Below are 26,415 nucleotides of genomic sequence, written 5' to 3' on the forward strand. Positions count from 1 at the left end.
ACCGCCAGGGGAAGATCACGCCACCGAAGACCACGCCACCAGGGGAAGATCACGCGAACGAGAAGGCCCACACTACGACCGCGTGCGCAACGGCGCGGTCAGCGGACGCTGATGTCCAGGGCCCCGAGTCCCGCCCTGCGGACGGCGACCGACCCGAACGGCGTGCGCAGGCGCAGCCAGGCCCCTGACGAGTAGAGCGCCAACGGGCTCTCACCGGAGGGGACTCGCTGTGCGGCGGACGGAGCCGCGGGCGGGACGGGCCGCAAGAATCCCAGCGACTGGGCGGCGTGCGCGGCCCGCACGGGAAGTCCGGTGTCACCGATCGGCCGGGACCATATCTCCCGCCCGACACGGTCGAGTTCGGCACGGGTGCGCCGCTCGGGCGCCAACTCTTCGGTGCGGGAACGGAATTCGGTCACGGCGGCGGCGACCATCGCCCGTACGGCGTCCGGAGCGGGCAGCCCCGGTTCCTGCCGCCAGCCGCCGCGGGGCGGCAGCACGCCGGCCCACGGTGGCCCGGTGACGGCGCCCGGCACGGCGGCGGTGGCCGCCGACTCGTCGACGGACTCCAGGAGTTCACCGGCCGACACGGTCACGTCGAGGGTGACCTCCAGCCCGCTCTCGTACGGCTTGGCCAGCCGCGCCGTGCGGATCGCGAGGACCTCGAACGACGGCGGGCGGCCGAAGACCGCGAGCGTGGTGCCGCGCGCCTGGAGGCGCACGGCGGCCGCGCGGTCGTAGTGGACGAGCCGGGAGAGGAAGGCGGCGAGATCCGCCGCCTCCCCCGCGTCGCCGAGGTGCAGGACCCTCATGCCGCGACGGCCTCGTCCTCGTCGTCGCGGTACGACTCCAGGAAATCGCGCTCCTCGGCGGTGATCCGGCGCGGGCGCTGCGACTCGAAGTCGAACGGCACGATCACCGTCGAGGCCGTGACGTAGACCTGGTCCGGGTCCTTCACCTCGTAGGTGATCGTGAAGGACGCCGCCCGGATCTGCGTCACCCAGAGCTCGATGTCCACCGGCGCGTGCCGGTGGACCAACTGCCGCTTGTAGTCGATCTCATGACGCGCCACCACGGACCCCTGCTTGAAGTCCTTCTCCGGGCGGAACAGGAAGTCGATACGGGCTTCCTCCAGATAGCGGAGGAAGACCACGTTGTTGACGTGGCCGTACGCGTCCATGTCCGCCCAGCGCAGCGGGCATCGGTAGATGTGGCGCAAGACCGATCAGCCCCGGGTCAGCTTCTTGTAGGTGGCCCGGTGCGGGCGCGCGGCGTCGGCACCGAGCCGCTCGACCTTGTTCTTCTCGTACGAGTCGAAGTTGCCCTCGAACCAGAACCACTTGGAGTCACCCTCGTACGCGAGGATGTGGGTCGCGACCCGGTCCAGGAACCACCGGTCGTGGGAGACGACCACAGCCGCACCCGGGAACTCCAGCAACGCGTTCTCGAGCGAGGACAGCGTCTCGACGTCGAGGTCGTTCGTCGGCTCGTCGAGGAGCAGCAGGTTGCCGCCCTGCTTGAGGGTCAGCGCCAGGTTGAGGCGGTTGCGCTCACCACCGGAGAGGACACCGGCCGGCTTCTGCTGGTCGGGGCCCTTGAATCCGAAGGCGGACACATAGGCGCGGGAGGGCATCTCGACCTGGCCGACGTTGATGTAGTCCAGCTCGTCGGAGACGACGGCCCACAGCGACTTCTTCGGGTCGATGTTCTCGCGGCTCTGGTCGACGTACGAGATCTTGACGGTCTCGCCGACCTTGATCGTGCCGGAGTCCGGGGTCTCGAGGCCCTGGATCATCTTGAAGAGCGTGGTCTTGCCGGCGCCGTTCGGGCCGATGACGCCGACGATGCCGTTGCGCGGCAGCGTGAAGCTGAGGTCGTCGATGAGGACCTTGTCGCCGAACGCCTTGGAGAGGTTGTTGACCTCGACGACGATGGAGCCCAGGCGCGGGCCCGGCGGGATCTGGATCTCCTCGAAGTCCAGCTTCCGCATCTTGTCGGCCTCGGCCGCCATCTCCTCGTAGCGGGACAGACGCGCCTTGGACTTGGCCTGACGCCCCTTGGCGTTGGACCGCACCCACTCCAGCTCTTCCTTGAGCCGCTTGGCGCGCTTGGCGTCCTTCTGGCCCTCGACCTTGAGGCGGGAGGCCTTGTTGTCGAGGTACGTGGAGTAGTTGCCCTCGTACGGAATGGCGCGGCCGCGGTCGAGCTCCAGGATCCACTGGGCGACGTTGTCGAGGAAGTACCGGTCGTGGGTGACGGCTACGACGGTGCCGGGGTACTTCGCGAGGTGCTGCTCCAGCCACTGCACGGACTCGGCGTCCAGGTGGTTGGTGGGCTCGTCGAGGAGCAGCAGGTCGGGGGCTTCGAGCAGCAGCTTGCACAGGGCGACGCGGCGGCGCTCACCACCGGAGAGGTTGGTCACGGGCCAGTCGCCGGGCGGGCAGCCCAGGGCGTCCATGGCCTGCTCCAGCTGGGTGTCCAGGTCCCACGCGTTGGCGTGGTCCAGGTCGTCCTGGAGCTTGCCCATCTCCTCCATGAGCGCGTCCGAGTAGTCGGTCGCCATCAGCTCGGCGACCTCGTTGAACCGGTTCAGCTTGCCCATGATCTCGGCGGCGCCGTCCTGGACGTTCTGCAGAACCGTCTTGGACTCGTCGAGCGGGGGCTCCTGGAGCAGCATGCCGACGCTGTAGCCGGGAGACAGGAACGCGTCACCGTTGGAGGGCTGCTCGAGGCCCGCCATGATCTTGAGAACGGTGGACTTACCGGCACCGTTCGGACCGACCACACCGATCTTCGCACCCGGGAGGAAGCTCAAGGTGACGTCGTCGAGAATCACCTTGTCGCCGTGCGCCTTGCGCGTCTTGCGCATGGTGTAAATGAACTCAGCCAAGAGAAACCGTCCGGACGCTTGAAATCGGCAGTGGGCAGATACACCCCATCTTGCCTGACGGCTAGCCCTCGGGGGAAACGCGTTCGGTCAGGGGGCTCCGACCTGGGGTTCTGTCGCCGACGTCCGTGGCTCGTCTGTCACTGTCGGTCGCCCTCGATCGGCCTCGGCCAGCCTCGGACGGCCCAGAGACGACCCAGAGACGGCCCAGAGACGGCCCAGAGACGGCCCAGAGACGGCTCAGCCGGACCCGCGGACTGAGTCGACTCCGTTGTCAGAGGGGGCGGCTTCGGTGCATCCGCCGGCAAGGGCAACACCCTGGGGAGGGGCTTTGGGGGCCAAGACAGGACTTCTGGTCTACGCCGACGGCGACGTGCCGGAGCTGCTGCGGCATGTGGGCGCGGCAGACCCTGATCGGACGACCAGCATGATGCGCCGGCTCTACCCGGGCTGGGAGATCGAGGAGTGCGAGGGCTCGAATCTCTGGGACGGCGTCTACCCCTCGAAGGGAACGGCGTACGCAGCCAGCTGGCCGGGCGTGGAGGTCATCGGTGATCAGAGGGTGATGATCGACGCCCCCTCTCAGCTCCCGGAGCACCTCGTCGCAGCGAGCGCCGGCCGACGGCTCGTCCTGCACGCCATGCACAGCGTCGCGGACTGGCTGGCGTTCGCCGTATGGGAGGACGGGCTCCTCGTCCGCTCCCTGAGCCTGTCCCCGGACAGCGGCATCATCGAGAACATCGGCGAGCCACTCCCCTCTGAGCTGCCTCACTGGGCCGGAGACCGCCCGGCCGACATCGTCCCGTGGCCTGGCAAGACGGAAGAGCCCTACGCCCTGCCCTTTCACCCCATGGATCTGGGCGAAGACGCGTTGCGGGCACTCTGGGCGACGAGATGCGGGGTGAGGGTGTCCCATTGGGTCTCGGTGGTGCTGTTCTGGCCTGGCGGTGCGGATGGGCCTTCTCCAGAGCGTGGAAGGTGACGTTCCAGATGCGGGCAACGGTGGGTTCGGTGTCGGTGCCGTGGGCGTCTTTGCCGAGTTTGGTGTCCAGACGCCGACGGTAGTCGTCGAGACTGATGCCGCGGTTCTGGGCGAGGTAAGCGCCGGCCTGCTTGATCGCCAGGGCAAGTAGCCCAGGTCCGCAGTGACCCGCTCTGGCGTATGCAACGCCTCGGCCGACAGAATCATGTCGCCTGTGTAGGCGTCTCTCATCTGCCGGGCTGCGATCGACCGGTCTCCGGACGCCTCGATCCCCAGCCCGGGCGCGGCCTCGTCCATGGTCACACCCGTGGCGGGGTGTGACCGTCATCGGTGATCGCGGTGCCGATGTGCTGCGCTGCGATCGACCGTTCACCAGAAGCCGTAATGGTGACCGTGCTCGCGGCGGACAGCACGGACGCCAGCTCCTCCCGCAGCTCGGGGTCGTTTTGCAATGCCTGCCTGAGGAGGCGGCTAAGCACAGCTGTGGAATACGCGTCGTCCTGCTCGTCGGTGGCTTCGCTCACCACCCGTTCCAGCTCTGCCTGGCCCGCCTCGTCCCTACGCCGCCAGACCAGTTGAAGGATCCGTTGCCCGAGACCGACCGTGGCGTCGGCCGCAGCATCCTGCGCACGGGTGCACCGCCGCCCCGTATGCCCCCACCGCCGCCGTCACGGCCGGAGCCGCCTGCCCGACCAACTGCACGATCTCAGCACCCACTTGATCCCCCGACTTACGCGGCTCCGAAAGAATTCAGCCTGGAAACAACGCCCTGGCCTTGAGGCCAAAACGCCCGAATCATCTGAAGGGCTCCCACTGAGCGTCGACGGTCACCGGCCCGAGCATGACTGCACCGGAGGCTCCTCGACCGTGGCCTCGTAAGCCTGGTGGTCAGGGTCGTCGAGGGTGTGCAGGTCAAGTCAGGTTTGATGAGTCCCAGCTCAGCAAGTCATGTCGACTGCGATGAACCGTCGTTGACCGTGGCTGACCGCCCGATGTGGCACGGCCGTGGCACGGGCGGGAACGACAACGGCCCGTGCGGCTTGCCCTCCGGGCGTAACTGCTCAAGATCCGAGACCGGCGGGCCATCCCGTACCGGTGCTGTCCGTCCCGGCTGGCACACTGCCACCATGGACACCACGCCCGAGCAAATAAGCTCCCGGACAGCCGCCGCATGGACGGTCGCGCTCGCGGTCCTCGGAGGATTCACCGGCTTCGCCTGGGGCGGACCGTTCCTCGCCGTCACCTGCGGCCTTTCCGTGGGAGGCGGCGCCGCCGTGGGCACGGCCCTGTCCCGCCGTCGCATCGTCGCAACCATTCGGGAAGGCCAGGGGCAGGCCGCCGCGCTCGGGTACGCCGACGGCATCGCGGACATGATGGTGCTGGGGATATCCGCATACAGGGCCTCCGTCTTTCCGCTGTCCGGCCCCGACGCAGTAGACGCCGCCGAGCGCATGGCGCGCCGCAAGGCCGCCTACCAACTCACGGCCGCCGACGGGCTTCCCCATCAGATTCGTGAGGCCGCGGCCGCCGCTCTCGGAGCGATTGACGAGGGGCGTGACCGCGACACCCAGTCCGCCATCGAGGACCTTATGAGGGCCGTCCAGGAACAGCGCCGCGGCACCTGACTGAGGGGCCCTGCGCTTCCAGGGCGGCAGTGTTGAGGGTTCTCCTTATGCCGCTGCGTGCAACTCCTCGCGTAAGTGGCACGACGGCCCCAAACGACCGGAAACGACAGACGCCCAGATCGCCGGTTTCACACCGGCTGACCTGGGCCTTGTTCGTGTCCTGAGACTGGTGGGCGCCGACGGTTTCGAACCGCCGGCATCCGCCTTGCAAGTTCGCCCTACCCCAGCCTTGGCTGGGCCGAGCTGCGCGCACGGGAGTCATCTGCAGCCGCCCAAGGCCGCAGCTGTCCGTGCTCGTTGATGCCAGCGTTGGATGTCAGCGGAACAGTTCCGGCACAGGGCAGATCTCCAAGGGCTCGTTCGGCCGATCCGCCCAACTCCACCAGAAGGGCCTACTGGCACACCCCCACAGCGATCGACAGGTCCGCCGGCCTTCGTCCTCGCGCTTGGAGAGCACGAGGCCACCAGACTTCGAGGGCTGGCTGCACCCAGGACAGGCCGGGACGTCGCTGGTCATGCGGCGCACCCTGACGGAACGCGACCGTGGATCCGCGCCGCATTGCAGTACGACCGCTTCGTCCCGAACGCGATGCGGCCCCTACGTGACCATGGTTCGGCGCGCTGTGCTCCGCGTGTTCACTCTGCGGCAGTCCACCAGCGTCCGGGATGGTCCCTGTCCGCCCTTCACCGTTTGGCCCCCGTTTGGCCCCCAGGGCGAACTTCGGTAGATCTGCCTGAGCTGGCCGGGCTCTCTCCGCCCCGGCCGGGGCTGCTGCTGGTTGCGGTACTTCACTGCTGTACGCCTGCCTCTGGACTCGGCTCCGCGTGCGAGCAGGCTTACTCGCCTCGGTTGGACAAAGCTTGAAACGGGCCTCGTGCGTCGGTCGCCGCTGCGACGGAGGGATGTGCCGGGGCCCGTTTCTGATGTTCGTCGATCAGGTCGGAGGTGTGTGGGGTGGGTCAGAAGCAGCCGGGGCCGGTGGAGGGGCTGACGCAGGCGTTGCGGCCGGGGCCGCCGTCGTTGGTGTTGGTGCCGGGGCCGCCGAAGAGCGCGTCGTCGCCGGGACCGCCGAAGAGGGCGTCGTTGCCGTTGTTGCCGTTCAGTTTGTCGGCGCCGTTGCCGCCTTCGATGCGGTCGTTGCCGTCACCGCCGGACAGCGCGTCGTTGCCGTCGCCGCCGCAGATGATGTCGTTGCCACCGCGGCCGTCGACCACGTCGTTGCCGCCGAGAGCGAAGATCACGTCATTGCCGGGAGTGCCGACCAGGAAGTTGCTGCCGTTGGTACCGGTGATGGTGGCCGTGGCGGTCGCGCAGGTGGGGGGCACCGGCTCGTAGGTGATGGTCACCTGGGCCGCTCCCGCCGCAGGTCCGGAGGTAGCTCCCGACGGAACGAGGTTCGACCCACCGCCGCCACCACCGGAACCCAGCGTGCCATTGGAGGCGATGGCGTTGCAGCCTCCGCCTCCGCCGCCCCCGAACCAGCCGCCGCCTCCGCCGCCTCCCCCGAAGCCGCTCCCGCCGGTTCCGGCGGCGCCGGCCGCACCGTTGGTGCCGGCGGTGGATGGGTTCGGCGGGCATGTGGCTCCGCCGGTGCCGCCGGTGGTCTGAGTACCTCCGCCACCGCCGACGCCGCCTTGCGGTCTGTCGCCGCCGGGCTGGCCGGTGTCTCCGGCGTCTCCGCCGGTGGACTCAGGCCCGGAAATGGTGAAACCGCCGTGGCCGCCGCCTCCGCCGCCGCCCGCGACGATGAGGCGGGGGTCGGTACCGGGGACGCCGGTCAGGACACAGCTGACGTTGGCCGAGCTGCAGGTGCGGACGTCGCTGGAACCGCCGCCGACACCGCCCGCGGCGCTCCCGGTGACTGTGCCGCCGCCGGTGTCGACGTTCACGAACAGGGTGTTGCCCGGGGTGGCGGGAACGGTGCCGGTGACAGTGGCGCCGTTGCCGCCTGTGCCGCCGTTGCCCCCGTTCTGGCCCGCGGCGCCTGTGGCGGTGACGGTCAGTTGGGTGACTCCGGCCGGGACGGTGAAGGGCTGGTCGGCGCCCGCGTTGAAGGTGACGGTCACGGGCGCCGCAGCAGCGGGCGTGGCCGTGGGCACCACCAGGGCCGCCGGCAGCGCCACCGTGGCGAGCAGGACGGCAGCACGCCTGGCCGGGCGCCGCCGCTCGCCCTCGGCTCCCGCGCCACGTCGATGGAGCATGGCATGTTGCAGGGTCGGTCTCACGATGGGGACTCCTCGACAAAGAGCGCGGCACTCAGCACGTGCCACGGACGTCGGTTGATGTTCAGGCCCCTGCCGGGACCGCCCGACGATCAACCCACACCCGCCCTGCGCGACCGTACAGACACACCGTCATACCGCCCGCGATCCACCGACCAGCCGCTGCCCGACCTCGAACTCGGTCCTGTGATCCGTTGGCGGGTGCGCGCCGTAGGCGGACACCAGCATCCCCGCGGTCCGGAGCCGGTGAGCAAGGACTGTCCTCATTCGTCGGTCCGCGTTTGTGCGTCAGTGTGTGCGGCCGTTGATGTCAGGCCCGCCAACGGCCAAGAGCCGATCCGGGAGTGAGATTGCGTCCGACGGCCGCCGCGCGAGCCAACCGGATCGCCGATGCGCAGACGCCTCCGTCAGGACGTGCTTGAACCCCACAAGACGCGCATGGAGGGATTCCGCGCGCCGACGAAGCTCACGGATGAGCGCCTCGGCCACATGGACGGCTCAGTACAGGCGCGGTACACGCACATCACCCGCGAGATGCGGCAGGACTTGCTCGTCAACCTCACCGCGGAGTGGGAAGCCTCGCTCGATGCCCGGCTGGCGATGTCCGCCACGTCGCCGGTGTGGGTGCGCGATGGCCTCTTGCGGGAGCGGTTGAGGGCGCGTTCGCAGAGCCCGTTCGGGGGAGAAATTCCCAAGTCATCATTCGGGGACACGGGGCTGTCGACTCATCCCAGTGACGAGGGTGGAGGAGATGGGGGCCAGGGCGGGGTCTGCGGCGATGAAGAACGTTTCGACTCCGGCCAGTTCGTGGTTCATGCGGGCCATCGGCATTTCGTAGTCCAGGTCGTGAACGTTGCGGACTCCGCGGATCACTACGTCGATTCCGGCTCGGCGGCAGTAGTCGACCAGCAGGCCGCCGGTGTGGGAGTCGACCGTGATGTCGCTCAGGTCAGTTGCTGCCGCGCGGAGCCGGTTGGGGAGCTGTGACCTGGAGCTTCCCCGACCGCGCTGGCGGCCGGCCTGTCACTGGCCGTCGCCGCCGGTCGCCGCCGGCCGGTGCCGAGCGGCTCGCACGGCACCGGGGACGGCCCGGCGCCGACGCGCTCACGCTCCCCGGCCCGGCACGGCACGGCACGGCCTGAGCCTGCCAGGCGGGTTCGTCCGGATCACCGTGCGCACCAGGAGAGGATGCCTACCGGCTCGGCACCGGTGGCGCCGCCCAGCCGTGCCGGACGGCGTGACCGCCGAGCTGCATCCGGGTACGGACTCCGGCCATGTCCATGAGGTGGCGCAGGCGTCGGTGCAGGGTGCGCGGTGACAGGCCCAGCTGTGCGGCGGTCGTCTGGTCGGTCAGGCCGGCCAGCAGGAGCGCGAGGATCCTTCGGTCGAGGTCGCTCGGGCCTTCCGCACCACGCTCCACGGTGGTTTCGGCTTCTGTGCCGGTGCCCGACAGCTCGAGCGGGTGGGCGGTGCGCCATACCGTCTCGAACAGCGCGTCCAACGCGTCCAGCAGGCCGCTGCGGTGCAGCAGCACGGCGCCGGGCTCTCCGGCCGGTGTGACGGCGAGCGGGACCAGGCCGAGGTCGGCGTCGGCCAGCACGAGTTTCATCGGCAGTTGGTCGGCGACACGCAGTTGCACGCCGTTGCGCAGTGAGGCGATCGCATCGGCGATGATGCCCGGCTCGGCCAGCACGGCCCGGTCCAGTACGGCCCGGAAGTGCACGCCGCGGCCTATGGCCATGGGTTCGGCCGTGTTCTCGTCGGGCGGGACGGCGAGGAACGGCGCGGTGATGAAGCTGCGGACCTGCGTACGGGCTGCCTGCTGCACCTGGAGGAAGCGGTGACGGATGGCGTCGCGGCCCGTGATGACTTCGATCAGATCGTTGATGCTGTTCCCGGTCATCGCCGCCCGGTACTCCTCGGCGAGGGTCACCAGTGTCTGCTCGGCCCTCCGCAGCCCCTCTCGGCGCTGCGTGAGGAGAGCGCCGAACGCCATGGCCGGCGGCGCGGCGGTGAACTGCTCGTCCGCCGACCCGATCACCAGTCCCCACTCGACCAGGCGGGACAAGGCCTTGTCGACGTGGGCCAGCGGTGCGGCGAGCAGATCCGACAGGAGCACCGCGGTGGAGTTCGGCCGTCCGACCAGCGTCCGGTAGACGCGCTCGTCATCGGGTTCGAGGCCCAGAACGTCCAGCATCGGCGACCGACTTTCTTCCACTTGCCGCAGCGGGGAGAGTATGCGCCACGGCGGCAGACCCTGAATAGTGCCTGCTGGGAGCAGGTGTGACGGGAAGGGCCCCGGGGAGTCGCCTCCCCGGGGCCCGACAGTGCGGTTCATCGCAGGCCGTACGCCCGGATGATCTCGTTCTTGACGCTGTAGCCGCGGTCCGTCCCGGCGCTCGCGCGGACCGAGATGAAGCCGCCGGGCTTGTTCGCCGTCCTGAACGAACCCTTCCAGTAGCCGTCGGCGCCCTTGGCCAGGGTCACCTTCTGCCAGGTGGCACCGTCGTCGTACGAGACGTCCAGCTTCACCGTGGTGACCTTGCCCGGCACGGTGCCGAGGTCCATCGACACCGGCTTGAGCGCGATCCGCTGGGTCGCACGGGCCTTCACGTCACCGTGCAGGTCCGACTCCAGCTTGTAGTCCAGGTTCAGCACCGAGAACGGCTCGAAGTCGTCCGAGTCGACCGTGCCGGACCTGAACGTCCACTCGGAGTGGGTGCGCGTCGACAGCCGGAAGACGTCGCCGGGCCGCTCCGCGTCGAGGACTGCGCGGTAGGGCAGGTCGCCCGCCGGCACCTCCTGCCACTGCATGTCCCCGCTGACCGGGTTGTCGTGGATGAGTGTGTCGCCCTGGAAGATCTTCAGGTGGGACGGCGTCTCACCCCACGGCAGGTAGCCGCCCAGCCGCATGGTGTCGCTGGCGGAGGCCCACGCCTGCACGTTCCAGGTCATGTAGTTCTCCCAACGGGAGTTGTACACGCCGAAGGACTCGCTCTGGGCGGGCCGGGTCGCCGGAGCGAACCAGTCCAGACGGGTGGCGCTGCCCTTGGCATACGTGTTGTCGCCCGACACCATCACCCACGGCAGGTCTCCGTCGACGCCCTGAGCGTGGAACTCCCTCCAGTTCTGGCCCGGGGTCACCCATTCGGTGCGGGTGCCCGGGTGCCACTCGGCCTCGGGGAGGTTGAACGACGGGCTGAGGGTGAAGTCGGACCGGTAGCCTTCCGCCGACGTGCCGCCGGTGGCCGAGTAGTAGCGGGCGTCGATCCGGGCGAGGTCACGCTTGGCCGGCTCGTAGACCAGGGGCCGGTCCGGCACCCGGCCGGGGTAGTCCCGGGTCAGGTCGTAGACGAACGGCGTGTACTCGGTCTGCTTCGCGGTCAGCTTCACCTTGCCGGTCCTGGCCATCGCGATGAGGGTCCTGCCCGCGTCGCGGTGCACGGTGGCGACCGGGATGGCCGTTTCGCCGACGTACTCCGTCAGGGCGCCCACACCGTCGTTGACCACGATCAGCGCCTTGGCGCCGGCCGCGGCCGCGGCCTCGGCGCGCTCCTGCGGCGAGACCTCGTCGCTGCGCTCGACGACGACGAGCTTGCCCTTCGCCTTGACCTTCTCGTAAGCGGCCGCCGCGCCGTTGCCCGCGTAGACGGCGTCCAGCTTGTCCGTGCGGGTGCCCAGGGTGCTGCCTGCCTGCACCAGCGTCTCGAAGGGGAGCCGTCCGCCCGACGCGCTCAGGCCGAGCGACGGCTCGCCCTTGCGCCAGCGGGTGGTCAGCATGAACTCGCCCTGCTTCATCGGCTCCGTCGGCGCGACGTAGACGTCGTCGTACATCGGCGGCAGCACGTACGCGCTGCGGTAGTCCAGGTACGGGTCGAGGCCCTTGTAGTGGACGTTGAAGTCGACCTTGCGCTGGCGGTCCTCGGTGCGCTGCGGCGCCTCGGTCCGGAGCAGGTGTGCCTTGCGGGCGTCCAGCACCACGTCGGCGGAGCTGTCCTTGAGCACCGTCTCCGGGTCGACCAGCACGGCCAGACCCGAGCGGTCCGCCTTCTCACCGGCCACGTCGATGTACCCCGCGACGGTGTACGTGCCAGGTGCCATGCGCATGGTGGTCGAGCCGTCGACGTAGACGCTCCACGGCCAGACGTCGCCGGCCAGGTTGATGCCCACCCAGCCGGCGGCGGGCTTGCCGTCCCGGCCGACCAGCTTGATGTTCAGGTCGTAGCGCTCCTCCTCCTTGAGCAGCGCCACGGACGTGCGGGTCACCGGCTTCCCGGTGGCCTCGTCGGTGCCTGTCACGTAGCCGACGTGCCGGCCGGCCGAGGCGGCTCGCGGGTCACCGGTCACCGGGACGGCGGCGGTGCCGCCCGCCGGGACGGTCACCTTGGTGTCGCCCAGCGCGAACGGGCCGCCGTCGTCGGTCAGCGCCAGGTTCAGCGTGACGTCGGCGGAACCGTTGTTGGTGAAGGTCAGGTCCTTCGTGACGGCGGCGTCGCTCGGCTCGTGCGGCCATGTGTAGTTGCCGAAGAAGAGGGATCCGGTGCCGCGGACCGTGGTGCGCACGGCGGCGGCCACGTCGACACGGCCGGTGCCGACCTCGTACGGCGAGTACCCGCCGTCCAGGCCCTTCGCGGTGCTCATCAGGTGTTCCTTGAGCTGCGCGCCGGTCCAGTCCGGGTGCCGCTGGGCCAGGATCGCCGCCGCACCGACCACGTGCGGGGTGGCCATGGAGGTGCCGCTGAGGGTGCGGTAGAGGCCCTCACCACCGTCGGTCATGTCCTGCGAGCGGGCCGCGGTGATGTCCACGCCGGGCGCGGCGATGTCCGGCTTCATACCGCCGGAAGAGGCCAGCGGGCCGGTGCTGGAGAAGGACGCGAGCCGGTCCTGCTTGTCCGTGGCGGCCACGGTCAGCGCCGAGGCGGCAGCGCCCGGGGCGGAGATGCTCTCCGGGCCCGCGTTGCCGGCGGCTATGACGAACAGCGTGCCGTACTGCTCGGACAGCGCGTCGACCGTCTGCGACATCGGGTCGCTGCCGTCCGTCGGGTAGGTGTCGCCGAGGCTCATGTTGACGACGTCCGCGCCGGACTCGGCCGCCCACTGCATGCCGGCCATGACCCAGGAGTCCTGGCCGGAGCCCTCCGCGCCGCCGAGCACCTTGCCGACGAACAGGTCGGCGCCGGGGGCGACGCCCTTGTTGTCGCCTCCGGAGGCTGCGCCGGAGCCGACGATCGTGCTGGCCACATGCGTGCCGTGCCCGTTGACGTCGGTGACGCCCTCACCCGGCACGAAGCTGGTGGTGCCGTCGATCACGCCGGCGAAGTCGGGGTGGTTGACGTCGATGCCGGTGTCGAGCACCGCGACCTTGACGCCCTTGCCGGTGTAGCCGTCCTTCCAGGCCTCGGGCGCGCCGATCAGCGGCACGCTCTCCTTCAGGCTGGCCTTCACGCGTCCGTCGAGCCACAGCTTCGACACACCCGCGCCCAGCTTCGCGCTGCCCTGCGGTGCGACGGTGGTCCAGAAGGTGCGGGCCCGCCGCTTCTCGGTGCTCAGCGCGGCACCGTGGATGCCTTTGAGCTTGCGGATCACTTTGCTGCCGCGGGGGGCCGTCGGCTCGACGGCGGCGCGGGTCTTCGGCTGGGTGTACGCCGCGATCAGCGGCACCGCCGCCGACTTCGCGTCGTCGTAGCCCATCTCGATCAGGTCGGTGACGTTGAACAGCCGCCGGTCCAGCTTCCCGGCGCCCAGCAGCGGAGCCGCCTCGTCCGGGACGACGAACAGGTCGCCCTTGATCTCCTGGATCTTCACGCCCCCGACGGCGCTGTCCGGACGGTGGACGTCGGCGGCCTGCTTGCCGTCGGCCATCGTGGTGACGGTGACGACGTCGCCGGTGACCAGGGTGACCTTGTGAGTCGCCGAGGGCCTGGCGGGAACCGCGGGCTTGGCCGGAGCGGCTTGTGCGGGCGCTTGCAGAAGTGCGAGCCCCGACGCCAGCAGCGGCAACGCGGTGGCGGCGGACACGAGCCGCCGGCGTCTGCGCCGGAAGGCGGAGGACTGAGAGGGGGAGGACATGCCAAGGGTCTATCGGCCGGTTCACGCCGACGTGAAGGCCGGACGACGGCAAGTCCTCGCCATGGCAAGGACTTGCCGACCGCAAACCGCGCACGTCCAGGCGACGTGCACTTTTCGGACACGGGCATTCGGTCCAGGCACTGAGCCGTACCTCGGGCACGGCGACCCGGCTTCACGCTCCGAGGTGCTGCGGCCGCGGTCGCAGCACAGACACAGGCGCACCACGTCGCGTGACCCTCCGCGCTCTCACCTCGTGCCGGGGCGGCTGGAGGAGCACACTTCTTCTTAGGGGTTTTCACCGGGGGCGGCGGCTTCGGAGGTGATCGCGATGACACAGACGCAGACACGGACCACGGTCGGATGGCACGTCGAGATGGAATTCCAGGAGGACGAGCACCGCACCCGTGCGGCCGCCCTTCTGCGGCTCCCCGACGGAAGCGAGGTGCGCGCCCACGGATACGCCAGCCGCCACCCCTCCGACTCGAACCAGCCCAGGGTCGGCGAGGAGGTCGCGGGCGCGAGGGCGCTGAACGAACTCGCCATGCAACTGCTGACCAAGGCCCACGACGAGATCGACGCGGCATCGGGCAGGACGTCCCACACACTGAGGTGACCGGGGCGCCATCGCGCGCCGTCCGGCCGCCCACCCGAAGGGGGTTCGCCCGGGGCAGATTTGCCCCGGGCGGCAAGAGAACTCCTCATTCGACAAGGCGGTTCTGGCCGCAGCGAGGCCGCTCGGCTCCCTCAACTGCCGGACGGCCGACCTGGATCCGGCCTCGGCGTACTCGGTCTGTCCATGGCTGATGTACTCGGGCGGAGCTGAGTACTTGCGCTCTGGTCGGTGACGGTGTGAGCGGAGACGCTTGGGTCATGAATCAAGGACCACGGAAACCTGTTCCCCAACTGGTGTCGATCCTCCTGCTGGCCGGGGTGTCGCTGGCGGTGTGGGCTGCCTGGCTGGGCTGGGACCAGCATCGTGACGTGCAGCCCGACGGCTCGACGACCGGTCCGTACGAGGCGTGGCAGGTGATCGGGCTGGCGCTGGTTCTGCTGGCACCGGTGTACTGGGCGGCATCCCGGCGGTATGTCGCGGCCGCTGTGCTCGGGACCACGGCCGGCCTCACCGTTGCTGCCTACTACGACTGGTCGGACGACTCCAGCGGCCTCTTCATGGTCGGCGTGGTGTTGGTCATGATGGGAAGCCTCGCCGTGACCGGCGTCGTCTCCGCGATCGCCTCAGCCGTACGACAGGGCGGGCGACCCCTGGGACATTGACGTCCGGGCACGGTCCGCCGTCCTTCACCGCCGGACAGCAACGACTCCGGAGTGATCGCGCCGAACCCGATACCGGAGGGGGCCGAGGACGACGCCGAGGGCGGCAGCGTGCACCACGACGTCGCCGCCCGGTCGGAGATTCGCGCCGCTCGAGCACGTTGGAGCTTGCGCTGCCGCAGCGATCACATGCGATGCAACATCTGAGTCATTGCATGCAGTAGAAGCCGATATAAGCCTTCCCGTCCCACTGCTTTTCCGCACGGACGAAAGCCGTGTAGTCCATAAGGCACCCTTCCCCCCGTGCGCCGGAGGCGAAATTCCAGCGGTACCTTTCTCCCTCCTTCAGATTCCAACTCCCGTTGCGCGGCGTCGAAAGGTTTTTCACTTTACCGGCTGAAGCCTCAAAGAAGCGGCCCCAATCCATTCCCATGGATTCCAGGTACAGTCTGGTGGCACCCGGGTCGGCATCGAATTCCAGGTTCCCGCGTATTCCATCCTTGTCCGAACTCGTACAGAGTCGAACTGTCGCGCCGTCGGGGAGAGGCGGCAGCGCAAAACGCTTGGCATCACGGGCGGAAATACTGCTCCGACAGTGATGCTGCTGCTCTGCAGTAGATGCACACGACGCAACCGAAAAGGTGGCGAGAATCGTTGCGACAGACAGCATCGCGCCCCTGAAGGATGATTTCATTGACAATCGACTTCCCGGAACGTACTGGCGGCTTCACTGCATGATGCAGGGTGCCGCCAGATTACTCTATTCACCACTCGAGCCTGAAGGAAAGCCCGGGGACATAAGACAGGAAGTCCCCCCGTACGGCTGGATATGCGGCGCTTCACTGCAGGCTGGACCGGCCTTCAGCTCGCGACCTGGAAGCGGATGCCATCCTCGGCCCCTACGGAAAACTGGCCTCCGCCGAAGAGGTAGAGCATCCGCTGGCGTCATGCGCCGAATTTTCCAGGCGGTCCCGGTGCACCCTCCGGCGGTGGAAACGCCTGACCGGGGGCGGAAATTCGAATTCCGCAACGGGTAAATCCACCGACGGATCTCCGGCTCAAGGACCTAGAGCCGCTGGAGTTTCCAGTCCCGAAGCGCCCGGAGTCGCTCCATGTCCCCAGGACTCCGAGCTCCCCGCTTAGGGAAAACAATCAAGGTCGTCGTCCTAGCGCGCGCCAAGCACGAGCACGAGCACGAGCACGAGCACGAGCACGAAAAGCCTCGGTGTCTCCAGGTGCGCGCGAAAGTGTGTCCATTCGGCGACAGTAGAGCCTCGCCCGGGAGAGCCGAGCACGACGCCGTGATCGTTGGCGACCATGCGGAACTGAACTGTCCGTGCCGTTCGGCTACGCCGACTGCCTTTCGAGCCTTGGCACGTCGCTCCGAAACGAGGCTCTGGTGCATCACGCCCACAGCAGCCACCAACGTGCCGATCCACCCGTAAACAGGAAGTTCGAGAAACAGGGCACTGCAAACCCAGCCGGACAGCAAAAGGACCCAGGCGCAGATCAACTTGCCCGGTGCACGGCGGGCTTGGACAAGGATCGCCCCTTCATAGTCCTCGATCGTCAGCCGGTAGACGAACCGCGCGTCTGCGCCACAGCCCAGGTCCTGCTGCGCGTACCTCCCGCCCCCGTTGTCCATGATCGGGATCCTGGCCATCCGTACTGCGCTCAGAGCCTCCCCTCAGGCGAAGCGCTGTTGCGACGGCGGCACATCGAGGACGAACAGTTCGAGCCCGGCGATCCGCTGTTCCTGGGGGAGACGGGCGGGATTCTCGCCGGGCCGGTCATCCGCCGGGCGCGGCGCAGTGCACGCAAGGCCGCCCTCCCCCGCACGGCGCCTACGCCCGATGCGTCGAGGGACGGCTCCCTGACTTGAAAAGGCGCCTCGAAGCCGCCGGGGATCTCCCCGAGTCGCCCGACACGGGCCAAGGCTTCTCGCCGAAAACTTCGACACGGATGCGACACGGCCGGCCGCGAAAACCCGGTGACAGCCGGACGGCCCCAGACCCTCCCCTTGATCATCAGGGAGGCGTTCGGGGCTTCGTCGTATCGAGTGAAACATGTTCTGACCAGCAAAAAGCCCTCCCAAAGGGGAGGGCGGAGACTGGCGCCCCCGGCAGGACTCGAACCTGCGGCCAAGCGCTTAGAAGGCGCCTGCTCTATCCACTGAGCTACGGGGGCCGGTTGTGTCGGCCTGTGTCCTGGTGCCCGGGTGTGGGCTGATCCGTGACCTTGCCGGGGACAAGGATAGGGCTCCCGCATCCCTGTCCCTCGTGCTTCGCCTCCGTGGCTCGATGTGGAGGTTCAGTGAAGCGGTCCTGATAATCGCAGGCAGGTACGAATCGTGCACCGCTTTTGGCGTCTCGCGCATCGGGTGTTGTGCACTCGTTATGCCTGCGCCCCAGTCGTCCCTTCCGCCCCGTGTGTCCTGTCGGCGCGCAGACATACCCATATGCTTCAGAAAGACTCCAAAATTGGGCATTCTTCACATGTGGTGACCTTGGACGTACGGCCTCAGCTGCTCGATGCACTTTCCGCCCTGCGCGACCGTGTCGCCGCCGCACGCTTTCCGCTGCCCCTGGCGGGGGCTCCACGCGCGCGTGCCAACCGCGACGAACTGCTCGCACAGCTCGACGACTATTTGGTGCCCCGGTTGAGAGAACCCGAAGCACCCCTTCTCGCCGTCATCGGAGGATCCACCGGTGCGGGCAAGTCGACCCTCGTCAACTCCCTTGTGGGGCGCCGGGTCAGCGAGGCGGGCGTACTGCGCCCGACGACCCGTACGCCGGTGCTCGTGTGCCATCCGGAGGACCATCACTGGTTCAGCGGCATGCGCGTACTGCCCCAGCTCACGCGCGTGTGGGTGCCCCATCGGGAGCCCGGCGACGATCTCCCCGCCCTCACCGACCGCGGAGAGCGGGTGTTGCGCATCGAGACCGCCGACACACTCCCCCGCGGTCTCGCCCTCCTCGACGCGCCCGACGTCGACTCCCTGGTGGCCGACAACCGCGTACTGGCCGCCGAACTGATCTGCGCGGCCGACATCTGGGTGATGGTCACCACGGCCGCTCGGTACGCCGACGCCGTGCCGTGGCATCTGCTGCGCACCGCCAAGGAACACAAGGCGACCCTGGTGACGGTCCTGGACCGGGTGCCGCACCAGGTGGTCTCCGAGGTCTCGCGGCAGTACGGCGCGCTGCTCGCCAAGGCCGGACTCGGCGAGGTACCCCGCTTCACCGTGCCCGAACTGCCCGAGTCCGCCTGGGGCGGTGGCCTGCTGCCGGCCACCGCCGTCGCACCGCTGCGCACCTGGCTCACGCACCAGGCCCAGGACCCGGGCGCCCGGCACAGCGCGATGGCCCGTACGGCCCACGGAGTCCTCGACTCCCTCAAGTCGCGGATGCCGGAACTGGCCGGCGCCACCGCCGCGCAGTACGCCGCCGCGACACGGCTCACCGCGGCCGTCGACGGGGCGTACGACAGCGAACACACGCGTGCCAAAGGGCGTCTGCAGGCCGGGGCCGTGCTCTCCGGGGACGCCCTCAAGCGCTGGCGCGCCTATCCCCTCGACTGCACCGCCGACGAACTGCTGGACGCGCTCGTGGAGAGCCTGTCCGCCCTGCTGCTGTGCTCCGTCACGGCCGCCGACGAACGCGTGGACGAGGCCTGGCGCCGCGAACCGGCCTCGGGAGCGCCGGGGCTGACGGATCGTGATCCGGCCCTGGAGAGCGCCGAACACCGGATCGGCCTGGCCGTACGACGCTGGCGGCGCGTCCTGGAGGAGTACGCCGAGGAGGAAGTGCGCGACCTCGACAAGAGTGTCGCCCCGGACGCCGCCGTGGTGGCCGCGCTGGTCGCCACGGCACTCCTGGGCGGCCGCAGGGCACGCAGCGCGGGCGAGGGGCTCGCCGAGCGGATCGGGGCCCACGGCGCGCTGCGGCTGCGCGACAAGGGCGGCCGGCTGCTCACGGACTTCATCGACACGGCCCTGCACGCCGAGCGCGAGCGCCGTCTCGCGCCCCTCGAAGCTCTCGACGTCCACCCAGAACCCCAGGCCGAACTCATCGCCGCGCTGTCCGTACTGCAGAAGGAGAGGTGACCGCGGTGACTGCCGTCACTGACCACACGGATCAGGCCGACCGTCCCGGAGACGAGCGCCCCGGGGACGGCCGTCCCGGAGAAGACCGCTCCGAGGACGGCGCCCCCGAGAACGTTCCCTCCGCGGCGGGCGCCGAGGGCCAGGACCGCGCCGAGGACACCTCGGAGAACGGTCGCCCGGATGCGGCGAGTTCCGGGGCCGGGTCCCCGGACGACGCCGAAGACACCGGGAGCGGCACGAGCGGCGACGGCGGCCGGGCCGCGCGGAGCGACGACGCGTCGGGGAAGGACGCCCCGGAGGGCGCCTCCGAAGCGAAACCCCGCGCGCGCGGGGAGGGCGACGACCCGGCGCGGGCGGAGGACGGACCCGTCTGGGACGACGGCCTCATCGCACGCCGCGTGACCGAGACGGCCCCCGGCAGGTACCAGACGCCGGTGGTGGAGACGGCGAGCGCCGTCCCTGCCCTGCCCGCCCCCCTCGCGTACGACGGCCCGCTGCGCTCGCGCCTGGACGCGCTCCGCGAGCTGGTGGGTCTCTCCCGTACCCGGCTCGACAGCAGGACGCTTGCGGAGGCCGGCCGGGTCCTGGACGAGGCCGCCGCCCGCCGCAGGCTCTCCGGCGAGCACACCGTCGTCGCGATCGCCGGGGCCACGGGCAGCGGCAAGTCGCAGCTCTTCAACGCGCTCGCCGGCGTGGCCATCTCGGAGACCGGCGTACGCAGGCCGACGACCTCGGCCCCCATCGCCTGCAGCTGGAGCGACGGCGCGGCCACCCTCATCGACCGGCTCGGCATCCCCGGCCGGCTGCGCAGACGCCCGCTGCAGAGCGCGGAGGCGGAGGCGCAGCTGCGCGGCCTGGTCCTGGTCGACCTGCCCGACCACGACTCCGCGGCCGTCCAGCACCGCGAGCAGGTGGACCGCGTCCTGGCGCTCGTCGACGCGGTCATCTGGGTGGTGGATCCGGAGAAGTACGCGGACGCCGTCCTCCATGAGCGCTATCTGCGGCCCCTGGCCGGGCACGCGGAGGTCACCTTCGTGGTCCTCAACCAGGTGGACCGGCTTCCCGGCGAAGCCGCCGACCAGGTGCTCGACGATCTGCGGCGGCTGCTCGACGAGGACGGCATCGCGCTCGGCGAGTACGGCGAACCGGGCGCGACCGTCCTCTCGCTGTCCGCGCTCACCGGGGAAGGAGTCCCCGAACTACGCGAGTGTCTCGGCCAGTTCGTTGCCGAGCGCGGTGCCGCCGCACGGCGGATCTCGGCCGATCTCGACGCGGCCGCCGCGCGACTGCGGCCCGTCTACGCGACGGGGCGGCGGGTCGGGCTCAGCGAGGAGGCGCGCGACGAGTTCGCGGACAGGCTCGCGGACGCGGTGGGCGCCGTCGCGACCGGTGAGGCCGCCGAGCGGGCCTGGCGCCGCAACGCCAACCGCGCGTGCGGCACGCCCTGGCTGCGGCTGTGGCGCTGGTACCAGGACCGGCTCGAACCCGCGACCGGTCGTCTGCCCGTGCGCACCCCCGCGGACGAGGAGGCCACCGCGCGCCAGCGCGTCGAGCAGGCGGTGCGGACGGTCGCGGACCGGGCCGCGTACGGGCTTCCCGCGCCCTGGGCCCAGGCGGTCCGCGAGGCGGCCGTACGCGGCGCGCAGGGGCTGCCCGAGGCGCTGGACGACATGGCGACGCGCGCGACGACACCGGGCGGACGGCCGCCGCGGCCCGGCTGGTGGCCCGTCGCGGTGCTCGCACAGGCCTCGATGACGATCCTCCAGGTCATCGGCGGGCTCTGGCTGGTGGGGCAGATCGTCGGCGTCATGTCGCCGAATCTCGGGGTTCCGGTGCTGTTGATGGTGGCGGGCATCGTCGGCGGTCCGGCCGTGGAGTGGAGCAGCAGGATGGCGGCGCGCGGGCCGGCCAGGCGCTACGGCCTCGAAGCGGAACGACGATTGCGCGAGGCGGCTTCCGGATGCGGAAGAGCCCGGGTACTGGACCCCGTGGCCGCGGAGCTGCTGCGGTACCGCGAGGTACGGGAGCAGTACGGGCGGGTCATGGGAACGGCGACGGCGGTTGCCCCGGTCAGGTGACGCGGTTTTCCACAACCGGCCGGTAGTGCACAGCGCTCGGCGGGCCCGGCCCGGCGGAGGCAGTCTGATCCCGCGGCGATCGCAGCGCATGCGCTCGCCGCGGCAGACGCATTCGCACGGGAGGGATTCACGATGAACGAGACGATGGTGTGCGCGGTGGGCAATGTGGCCACACGGCCCGTGTACCGCGAATTGGCGAACGGCGCGTCGGCGCGGTTCCGGCTGGCGGTGACCTCGCGGTACTGGGACCGCGAGAAGAGCGGATGGACGGACGGACACACCAACTTCTTCACGGTGTGGGCCAATCGCGCGCTCGCCACGAACGTGGGGGCCTCGGTGTCGGTGGGCGATCCCGTCATCGTGCAGGGCAGGCTGAAGGTGCGCACCGAGACGCGCGACGGGCAGAGCTGGACGTCGGCGGACATCGACGCGGTAGCGATCGGCCACGACCTCTCCCGCGGTACGTCGGCCTTCCGGCGTCCGGCCAGGGAGAGCGAGCCGGCTTCGGCGCAGCGGCCTGAACCCAGTTGGGAATCGGCGCCGGACGCTCGGCCGGACGACGCGCCCCAACACCGTCCCGAACCGGCCGGGGTGACGTGATGTCAGAGACAGCCACGATCTGACCGAACTGCGGCTTATCGACAAATACGCTCCGCCGATTCTCGTGGATTTGTCGATAGGCGCAGCTCAAGGGCGTGCTCGCGATAACGATTCCGAGTCGGATCGGTTATCGGACGACATGACCGGGGAGTGCGATGCGGCGCTTCTTTAGGATGCCCAACACAGCTCTCGGGGCTTCTGATTCTGCTGGCGGGACCGTCCCCCATGGCAAAGAGTCCTGCCTGAAGGGGAATTCTGTGTCTTCTGCGTTCTCGGTGTCGTCCACGCGCGGGCGAGGGGCGGCCCGCCTCGCCGCCGCGACGTTGGTGTGGGGGCTCGCCGCCGCGGGGACGATCGTCTGCGCCGGTACGGCCGTCGCCGACGGGACACCGCAGAGCCCGGGGGGAGCGACCGCCACCCTGGGCGAGCTGAAGACCTACGGCTCCGCGGTCGTGCACGACAACGGCGAGGACTCCTGGGTCTCGGCCGGACTGTTCGAGATGTCCGTCGACGACGGCGGCATGCTGCAGACCTACTGCGTCGACCTCCACAACCCGACACAGCGGGACGCCAAGTACCAGGAGACCTCCTGGAGCGGCACATCGCTGAACGGCAACAAGGACGCGGGCAGGATCCGCTGGATCCTGCAGAACTCCTACCCGCAGGTGAACGACCTGGCGGCGCTGGCCGAGAAGGCCGGTGTCACCGGCCTCACCGAGCAGGACGCGGCGGCCGGCACCCAGGTGGCCATCTGGCGGTACTCGGACGGCGCCGACGTGGACGCGGCGGACCCGCAGGCGGAGAAGCTCGCGGACTATCTGCAGAAGAACGCGCGGAGCCTTCCTGAGCCCGCGGCCTCGCTGACGCTCGACCCGGCCGCGGTCTCCGGCCACGCGGGCGAGCTGCTCGGCCCGGTCACGGTGCACACCAACGCGGGCAGCGTGACGGTGACGCCGCCCGCGGACGCCGCCGCCAGCGGCGTGAAGGTCGTCGACAAGGACGGCAAGGCGGTCACCTCCGCCGCCAATGGCAGCAAGTTCTTCTTCGACGTCCCGAAGGACAGCCCCGACGGTTCCGCGTCCCTCACCGTGCAGGCCTCCACGACCGTGCCGGTCGGCCGCGCCTTCACCTCGGAGACCCGTAGCCAGACGCAGATCCTCGCGGGCTCCAGCGAGTCCACCGTCTCCGCCACCGCGGTCGCCGACTGGGCGGAGAAGGGCGCGATACCCGCCCTCTCCGCCCAGAAGAACTGCGCCAAGGGCGGCGTGGACATCACGGCCGCCAACAAGGGCGACGAGCCCTTCACGTTCGAGCTGATGGGGATCGAGCACACCATCGAGGCGGGCGTGTCCCAGCGGATCACCATCCCGCTGCAGGAGGACCAGGCGTACGACTTCACGATCGCCGGCCCGAACGGCGTCGAGAAGCGCTTCAAGGGTGTACTGGACTGCAAGACCCATGGAGGGACGAGCGACATCTCGACCCAGACGCTCAGCGAGCCGAGCCCGGCGTCGGTCGGCGGGTCCGGCGGGGGCACCGACCTCGCCGAGACCGGCGGTTCCGACGCGACTCCGGTCATCGCGGGCGTGGCCATCGCCCTCGTCGTGATCGGCGGGGCAGTGGTGGTGCTCCTCCGCAGGAAGCAGACCCCGCCGCAGGACTGAACCGCCCGGGCCCCAGGCCCCAGCCGACCGGTCACGCGGTCACGCGGTCACGCGGTCACGCGGTCACGCGGTCACGCGGCAGGGTTCCGGCCACGGCACGGCGTCTGCTGCGGTGATCCGCGAGGTACCGGAGCGTGACCGTGAGGGCCGCCGCCCCGCCGACGGGAGTTGACACCGGCAGGGCCGCGGCCGCGCACCGGACAGGTGCTAGGAGCGGGCGCTCCGGCCGCGCACGACGGCGAAACCGGCCGCGATCAGCCCGAGGACGCCGACGACGAGGCCCGCCGTGCCCAGAGCGCGCGCGGTGGAGTCACCGCTCTTGTCGCTCGCGGTCGATTCCTCGCCCTCAGAGGAGGACGAGGACGAGGAGGCCGCTTCGGATCCGGCCGCCCCGTCCGAGCTCTCCTCGGCCGCGCCCTTGTCGGTGAGGGTCAGTACCGGAGCGGGGCTCTCCGGCTCCTCGCCGCCCTTCTTCGCCTCCTCGATCCAGCGGGCGACATTGCCGTCCGAGTAGGTCTGGAGCGTCTTGAAGGTCAGCTGGCCGGTGTCGTCCGGCAGTTGGCCGAAGGCGACGTCGAAGTCCTGGAACTCGCCGTGGCGAATCCTGCCGCCGGTCCAGGTGATCTCGGAGACGGCGTCGGTGATCGTACCGTCGTCCGTCTTGATCGGCTTCTTCAGCTTGATGGTCGTCACCTTCGCGGTCCAGCCCGCCTGCGGGGTGACCAGGACACCCAGGACCGGGTGATCGGTGGGCAGGAAGACCTGCACCTTGGTGGTGCTGGCGGTGTCCTCCTCGTTGGGGACACGGAAGCTCAGGACACCGTCCGTGGCTCCCTTGGCGTAGCTCTCGGGGTGGACCGTCACATGCGCGAAGGCCGCGCCGGCGGCGGCCAGGACACCCGCGGTGGTGAGGGCGGCGAGCGTGCCGGTCCGGCGCAGGGTGGTGCTCATCGGGGACATCTGGGGAACTCCGTACGGAAGGGGAACGTGGTCAGGGCGTGTACGCGAGCACTGCCGGCGGTCCCCGACGGGAGACGGCGTGCCGCAGCATTGCCTGCCGAAGCGACCACGGCTCGGCCGGTGTCCGGCCCGCGGCGTCCTCCGGCGGCCGGACGGGAGACAGCCCCCTCCGCACCCTCCACCAGGCGGCGAGCCCCGGCACCAACGCGACCGCGCGGCGCAGCAGGGACCACAGGGCGGCCTCGCCGCGCCGCAGCCACCAGGTCGCCAGCAGGGCGGCGGCGACATGCGCGGCCGTGGCATGGGGGGTCAGGGCGTGGGCGTGCGGATGCGTCATGTACGACCCGTGCATGGTCATCGCCATGCGCGGCCGTGCGGCCTCGAACCCGAGGTGGAGTCCGGCCTGCGCGGCCAGCATGGCGCCGCCTATCCCGAAAAGGGACCGTTCCCGGCCGCCCAGCGGACAGCCGACGGCGAAGACGGCGAGAAGTCCCGCACCGTCCGCCCAGCGCGGCGGCGCCTGTCCGGTGGCGAGCACATGCCCCCCTGCGGCCAGCAGTACGCACAGCGCGGCGAAGACCGCCGCGCGCAAGCTCCGTACCGCCAGGGACGCCCTCATGAAGCCCAGATACTGCCATGGGGAGCGAGTGACCGTCGCGGCTTCCCCCCGAGGCGTCGGTCACGGACCGCCCGGCCTCCCGGGTCACCGCTCGGGTAGGGTCCGGCTGAGTCCGGGAGGGACCTGACATGCGACTTCGCTGTGCTGTGCTGGACGACTATCAGAGCGTCGCGACCGAGATCGCCGACTGGTCACCCGTCGCGGAAACCGTGGAAGTCACCGCGTTCGACCGCCACTTCGCCGACGAGGACGCGCTGGCCGCCGCGCTGGCGGACTTCGACATCGTCGTCACCCTGCGCGAACGCGTCCCCTTCCCGGCCTCTCTGCTGGCCCGGCTGCCCAGGCTGAAGCTGTTGATCGCCTCCGGGATGCGCAACACGGTGATCGACTACGCGGCCGCCGAGGCGCACGGGGTGACCGTGTGCGGCACCCCGAGTTCCTCGACGCCCCCGGTGGAGCTGACCTGGGCGCTGCTGCTCGGCCTCGCGCGCGGGATCGTCGCGGAGCACGACGGGTTGCGGGCGGGCGGCCCCTGGCAGAGCACCGTCGGAGCCGATCTGCACGGCCGCCGGCTCGGCCTGCTCGGTCTGGGCAAGATCGGCGGCCGGGTGGCGGCGGTGGGCCTCGCCTTCGGCATGCGGGTCAGCGCGTGGAGCCAGAACCTCACCGCGGAGCGCGCCGAGGAGGTGGGGGTGGAGCTCGCCCCCTCCAAGGAAGAGCTGCTGGCGGACAGCGACTTCGTCTCCGTCCACCTCGCGCTCGGCGACCGCACCCGGGGCCTCGTCGGCGCCGCCGAACTGGCCCTCCTCAAGCCGACCGCCTTTCTCGTCAACACCTCGCGCTCGGCGATCGTCGACCAGGACGCGCTGCTGGCCGCGCTGCACGCGGGGCGGATCGCCGGAGCGGGCCTCGACGTGTTCGACGTCGAGCCCCTGCCCGCCGACCACCCGATGCGCTCGGCTCCCCGCCTGCTGGCCACCCCGCACCTCGGCTATGTGTCGCGTTCCAACTACGAGACGTACTACGGCGCGGCGGTCGAGAACATCCAGGCGTTCCTGGCAGGCACACCGCTGCGCCGCCTCGGCTGACCGGCCCGGTCGAAGGGTTCCCGGTCGAAGGGGCGCCCGGTCTGCGGGTTTGCCCCGCAGGCCGATTGTTCGGCCGCTCTGCCCGGCAGGCCGGTCGGCTGGGCGGCACGGGCTCGAGCGCGTGTACGGCCGCCCGTCCGCTCCCGGTTGAAGGGTGATCCCCCGGTGAACGCCCGTGACCAGCCGTGGGTGGACGCGTTGAAGGGGGAGTGCGGTCGCGTTTCGGGCCACCGCACTCATCGA

21 protein-coding genes and 1 tRNA gene are annotated in these 26,415 nt (G+C 70.0%); 9 read left to right on the forward strand and 13 right to left on the reverse strand.

What is annotated here, in order from left to right:
* Window positions 1–98: 98 nt before the first annotated feature.
* The 3 genes from OG788_RS17620 to ettA are packed head-to-tail and all read right to left on the reverse strand — an operon-like array spanning window position 99 to window position 2,890.
* Window positions 99–812: a hypothetical protein gene (locus tag OG788_RS17620; protein ID WP_406371899.1), complete on the reverse strand. Its 714-nt coding sequence runs from the start codon at window positions 810–812 to the stop codon at window positions 99–101.
* Window positions 809–1,219 carry a thioesterase family protein gene (locus tag OG788_RS17625; RefSeq protein WP_351546884.1) on the reverse strand — a complete coding sequence of 137 codons (411 nt, stop codon included), beginning with the start codon at window positions 1,217–1,219 and terminating at the stop codon, window positions 809–811. The genes OG788_RS17620 and OG788_RS17625 overlap by 4 nt, the downstream gene beginning before the upstream one ends.
* A 6-nt stretch (window positions 1,220–1,225) precedes the next feature.
* Window positions 1,226–2,890: an energy-dependent translational throttle protein EttA gene (gene ettA / locus OG788_RS17630; RefSeq protein ID WP_351546881.1), complete on the reverse strand. Its 1,665-nt coding sequence runs from the start codon at window positions 2,888–2,890 to the stop codon at window positions 1,226–1,228.
* Window positions 2,891–3,218: 328 nt separating this feature from the next.
* Here ettA and OG788_RS17635 point away from each other — a divergent pair, with 328 nt between their 5' ends.
* Entirely contained in the window at window positions 3,219–3,869 is a 651-nt protein-coding gene (locus OG788_RS17635; RefSeq protein ID WP_406371901.1) for a DUF6928 family protein, read from the forward strand.
* Window positions 3,870–4,168: 299 nt separating this feature from the next.
* Here OG788_RS17635 and OG788_RS17640 read toward each other — a convergent pair whose 3' ends face one another.
* Entirely contained in the window at window positions 4,169–4,393 is a 225-nt protein-coding gene (locus OG788_RS17640) for a hypothetical protein (protein ID WP_406371903.1), read from the reverse strand.
* Window positions 4,394–4,996: 603 nt separating this feature from the next.
* On the opposite strand from OG788_RS17640, the gene OG788_RS17645 reads away from it, so the two are divergent.
* Complete coding sequence (locus tag OG788_RS17645) at window positions 4,997–5,494, forward strand: hypothetical protein (protein ID WP_406371904.1); 498 nt, start codon at window positions 4,997–4,999, stop codon at window positions 5,492–5,494.
* 960 nt (window positions 5,495–6,454) lie between these two features.
* Here OG788_RS17645 and OG788_RS17650 read toward each other — a convergent pair.
* The 4 genes from OG788_RS17650 to OG788_RS17665 all read right to left on the reverse strand — a co-directional run bounded on the left by OG788_RS17650 (window position 6,455) and on the right by OG788_RS17665 (window position 13,786).
* Entirely contained in the window at window positions 6,455–7,696 is a 1,242-nt protein-coding gene (locus tag OG788_RS17650) for a calcium-binding protein (RefSeq protein ID WP_406371906.1), read from the reverse strand.
* A gap of 720 nt (window positions 7,697–8,416) precedes the next feature.
* Entirely contained in the window at window positions 8,417–8,665 is a 249-nt protein-coding gene (locus tag OG788_RS17655; RefSeq protein ID WP_406376780.1) for a hypothetical protein, read from the reverse strand.
* A 244-nt stretch (window positions 8,666–8,909) separates the two neighbouring features.
* Window positions 8,910–9,914, reverse strand: a complete 1,005-nt coding sequence (locus tag OG788_RS17660) for a winged helix-turn-helix transcriptional regulator (protein ID WP_406371908.1) — start codon at window positions 9,912–9,914, stop codon at window positions 8,910–8,912.
* Between the two features lie 137 nt (window positions 9,915–10,051).
* Entirely contained in the window at window positions 10,052–13,786 is a 3,735-nt protein-coding gene (locus OG788_RS17665; protein WP_406371910.1) for a S8 family peptidase, read from the reverse strand.
* Window positions 13,787–14,114: 328 nt separating this feature from the next.
* On the opposite strand from OG788_RS17665, the gene OG788_RS17670 reads away from it, so the two are divergent.
* Window positions 14,115–14,399 (forward strand): DUF1876 domain-containing protein, encoded by a 285-nt coding sequence (locus OG788_RS17670; RefSeq protein WP_266758884.1) that lies wholly within the window; start codon window positions 14,115–14,117, stop codon window positions 14,397–14,399.
* A gap of 257 nt (window positions 14,400–14,656) precedes the next feature.
* Window positions 14,657–15,061 (forward strand): hypothetical protein, encoded by a 405-nt coding sequence (locus OG788_RS17675; protein WP_351546855.1) that lies wholly within the window; start codon window positions 14,657–14,659, stop codon window positions 15,059–15,061.
* A gap of 205 nt (window positions 15,062–15,266) precedes the next feature.
* On the opposite strand, the gene OG788_RS17680 is transcribed toward OG788_RS17675, so the two are convergent.
* From OG788_RS17680 to OG788_RS17690, 3 genes are all read right to left on the reverse strand, one after another.
* Entirely contained in the window at window positions 15,267–15,752 is a 486-nt protein-coding gene (locus OG788_RS17680) for a hypothetical protein (protein WP_406371912.1), read from the reverse strand.
* 472 nt (window positions 15,753–16,224) lie between these two features.
* Window positions 16,225–16,377, reverse strand: coding sequence for a hypothetical protein (locus OG788_RS17685; protein WP_406371914.1), 153 nt, complete (start codon window positions 16,375–16,377; stop codon window positions 16,225–16,227).
* A gap of 792 nt (window positions 16,378–17,169) precedes the next feature.
* Window positions 17,170–17,245, reverse strand: a tRNA-Arg gene (locus tag OG788_RS17690).
* 310 nt (window positions 17,246–17,555) lie between these two features.
* Between OG788_RS17690 and OG788_RS17695 the strand changes: the two genes are divergently transcribed.
* The 4 genes from OG788_RS17695 to OG788_RS17710 all read left to right on the forward strand — a co-directional run bounded on the left by OG788_RS17695 (window position 17,556) and on the right by OG788_RS17710 (window position 23,505).
* On the forward strand, window positions 17,556–19,163 hold the full coding sequence (locus OG788_RS17695; protein WP_406371916.1) for a dynamin family protein: 1,608 nt from the start codon (window positions 17,556–17,558) through the stop codon (window positions 19,161–19,163).
* A gap of 5 nt (window positions 19,164–19,168) precedes the next feature.
* On the forward strand, window positions 19,169–21,241 hold the full coding sequence (locus OG788_RS17700; protein WP_406371918.1) for a GTPase: 2,073 nt from the start codon (window positions 19,169–19,171) through the stop codon (window positions 21,239–21,241).
* 132 nt (window positions 21,242–21,373) lie between these two features.
* Entirely contained in the window at window positions 21,374–21,841 is a 468-nt protein-coding gene (locus OG788_RS17705) for a single-stranded DNA-binding protein (RefSeq protein ID WP_351546841.1), read from the forward strand.
* 257 nt (window positions 21,842–22,098) lie between these two features.
* Window positions 22,099–23,505: a Cys-Gln thioester bond-forming surface protein gene (locus tag OG788_RS17710; RefSeq protein WP_406371920.1), complete on the forward strand. Its 1,407-nt coding sequence runs from the start codon at window positions 22,099–22,101 to the stop codon at window positions 23,503–23,505.
* Between the two features lie 207 nt (window positions 23,506–23,712).
* Here OG788_RS17710 and OG788_RS17715 read toward each other — a convergent pair whose 3' ends face one another.
* Both OG788_RS17715 and OG788_RS17720 read right to left on the reverse strand, forming a co-directional pair.
* Entirely contained in the window at window positions 23,713–24,465 is a 753-nt protein-coding gene (locus tag OG788_RS17715) for a YcnI family protein (RefSeq protein ID WP_406371922.1), read from the reverse strand.
* Window positions 24,466–24,496: 31 nt separating this feature from the next.
* Window positions 24,497–25,084 (reverse strand): hypothetical protein, encoded by a 588-nt coding sequence (locus tag OG788_RS17720; protein WP_406371923.1) that lies wholly within the window; start codon window positions 25,082–25,084, stop codon window positions 24,497–24,499.
* Between the two features lie 128 nt (window positions 25,085–25,212).
* Here OG788_RS17720 and OG788_RS17725 point away from each other — a divergent pair, with 128 nt between their 5' ends.
* The gene (locus OG788_RS17725) at window positions 25,213–26,172 is read left to right on the forward strand and encodes a D-2-hydroxyacid dehydrogenase family protein (RefSeq protein ID WP_406371925.1); all 960 of its coding nucleotides are present in this window, start codon (window positions 25,213–25,215) and stop codon (window positions 26,170–26,172) included.
* Window positions 26,173–26,415 lie beyond the last annotated feature (243 nt).

The sequence above is a fragment of the Streptomyces sp. NBC_00647 genome, assembly GCF_045207245.1.
Lineage (GTDB): Bacteria > Actinomycetota > Actinomycetes > Streptomycetales > Streptomycetaceae > Streptomyces.

What these genes read in the sequence shown, in the direction of transcription:
- OG788_RS17620 (WP_406371899.1), bottom strand. Translation starts at nt 812, where the DNA reads ATGAGGGTCCTGCACCTCGGCGACGCGGGGGAGGCGGCGGATCTCGCC.
- OG788_RS17645 (WP_406371904.1), top strand. Translation starts at nt 4,997, where the DNA reads ATGGACACCACGCCCGAGCAAATAAGCTCCCGGACAGCCGCCGCATGG.
- OG788_RS17650 (WP_406371906.1), bottom strand. Translation starts at nt 7,696, where the DNA reads ATGCTCCATCGACGTGGCGCGGGAGCCGAGGGCGAGCGGCGGCGCCCG.
- OG788_RS17660 (WP_406371908.1), bottom strand. Translation starts at nt 9,914, where the DNA reads ATGCTGGACGTTCTGGGCCTCGAACCCGATGACGAGCGCGTCTACCGG.
- OG788_RS17665 (WP_406371910.1), bottom strand. Translation starts at nt 13,786, where the DNA reads ATGTCCTCCCCCTCTCAGTCCTCCGCCTTCCGGCGCAGACGCCGGCGG.
- OG788_RS17670 (WP_266758884.1), top strand. Translation starts at nt 14,115, where the DNA reads ATGACACAGACGCAGACACGGACCACGGTCGGATGGCACGTCGAGATG.
- OG788_RS17675 (WP_351546855.1), top strand. Translation starts at nt 14,657, where the DNA reads ATGAATCAAGGACCACGGAAACCTGTTCCCCAACTGGTGTCGATCCTC.
- OG788_RS17680 (WP_406371912.1), bottom strand. Translation starts at nt 15,752, where the DNA reads ATGAAATCATCCTTCAGGGGCGCGATGCTGTCTGTCGCAACGATTCTC.
- OG788_RS17685 (WP_406371914.1), bottom strand. Translation starts at nt 16,377, where the DNA reads ATGGTCGCCAACGATCACGGCGTCGTGCTCGGCTCTCCCGGGCGAGGC.
- OG788_RS17705 (WP_351546841.1), top strand. Translation starts at nt 21,374, where the DNA reads ATGAACGAGACGATGGTGTGCGCGGTGGGCAATGTGGCCACACGGCCC.
- OG788_RS17715 (WP_406371922.1), bottom strand. Translation starts at nt 24,465, where the DNA reads ATGTCCCCGATGAGCACCACCCTGCGCCGGACCGGCACGCTCGCCGCC.
- OG788_RS17720 (WP_406371923.1), bottom strand. Translation starts at nt 25,084, where the DNA reads ATGAGGGCGTCCCTGGCGGTACGGAGCTTGCGCGCGGCGGTCTTCGCC.
- OG788_RS17725 (WP_406371925.1), top strand. Translation starts at nt 25,213, where the DNA reads ATGCGACTTCGCTGTGCTGTGCTGGACGACTATCAGAGCGTCGCGACC.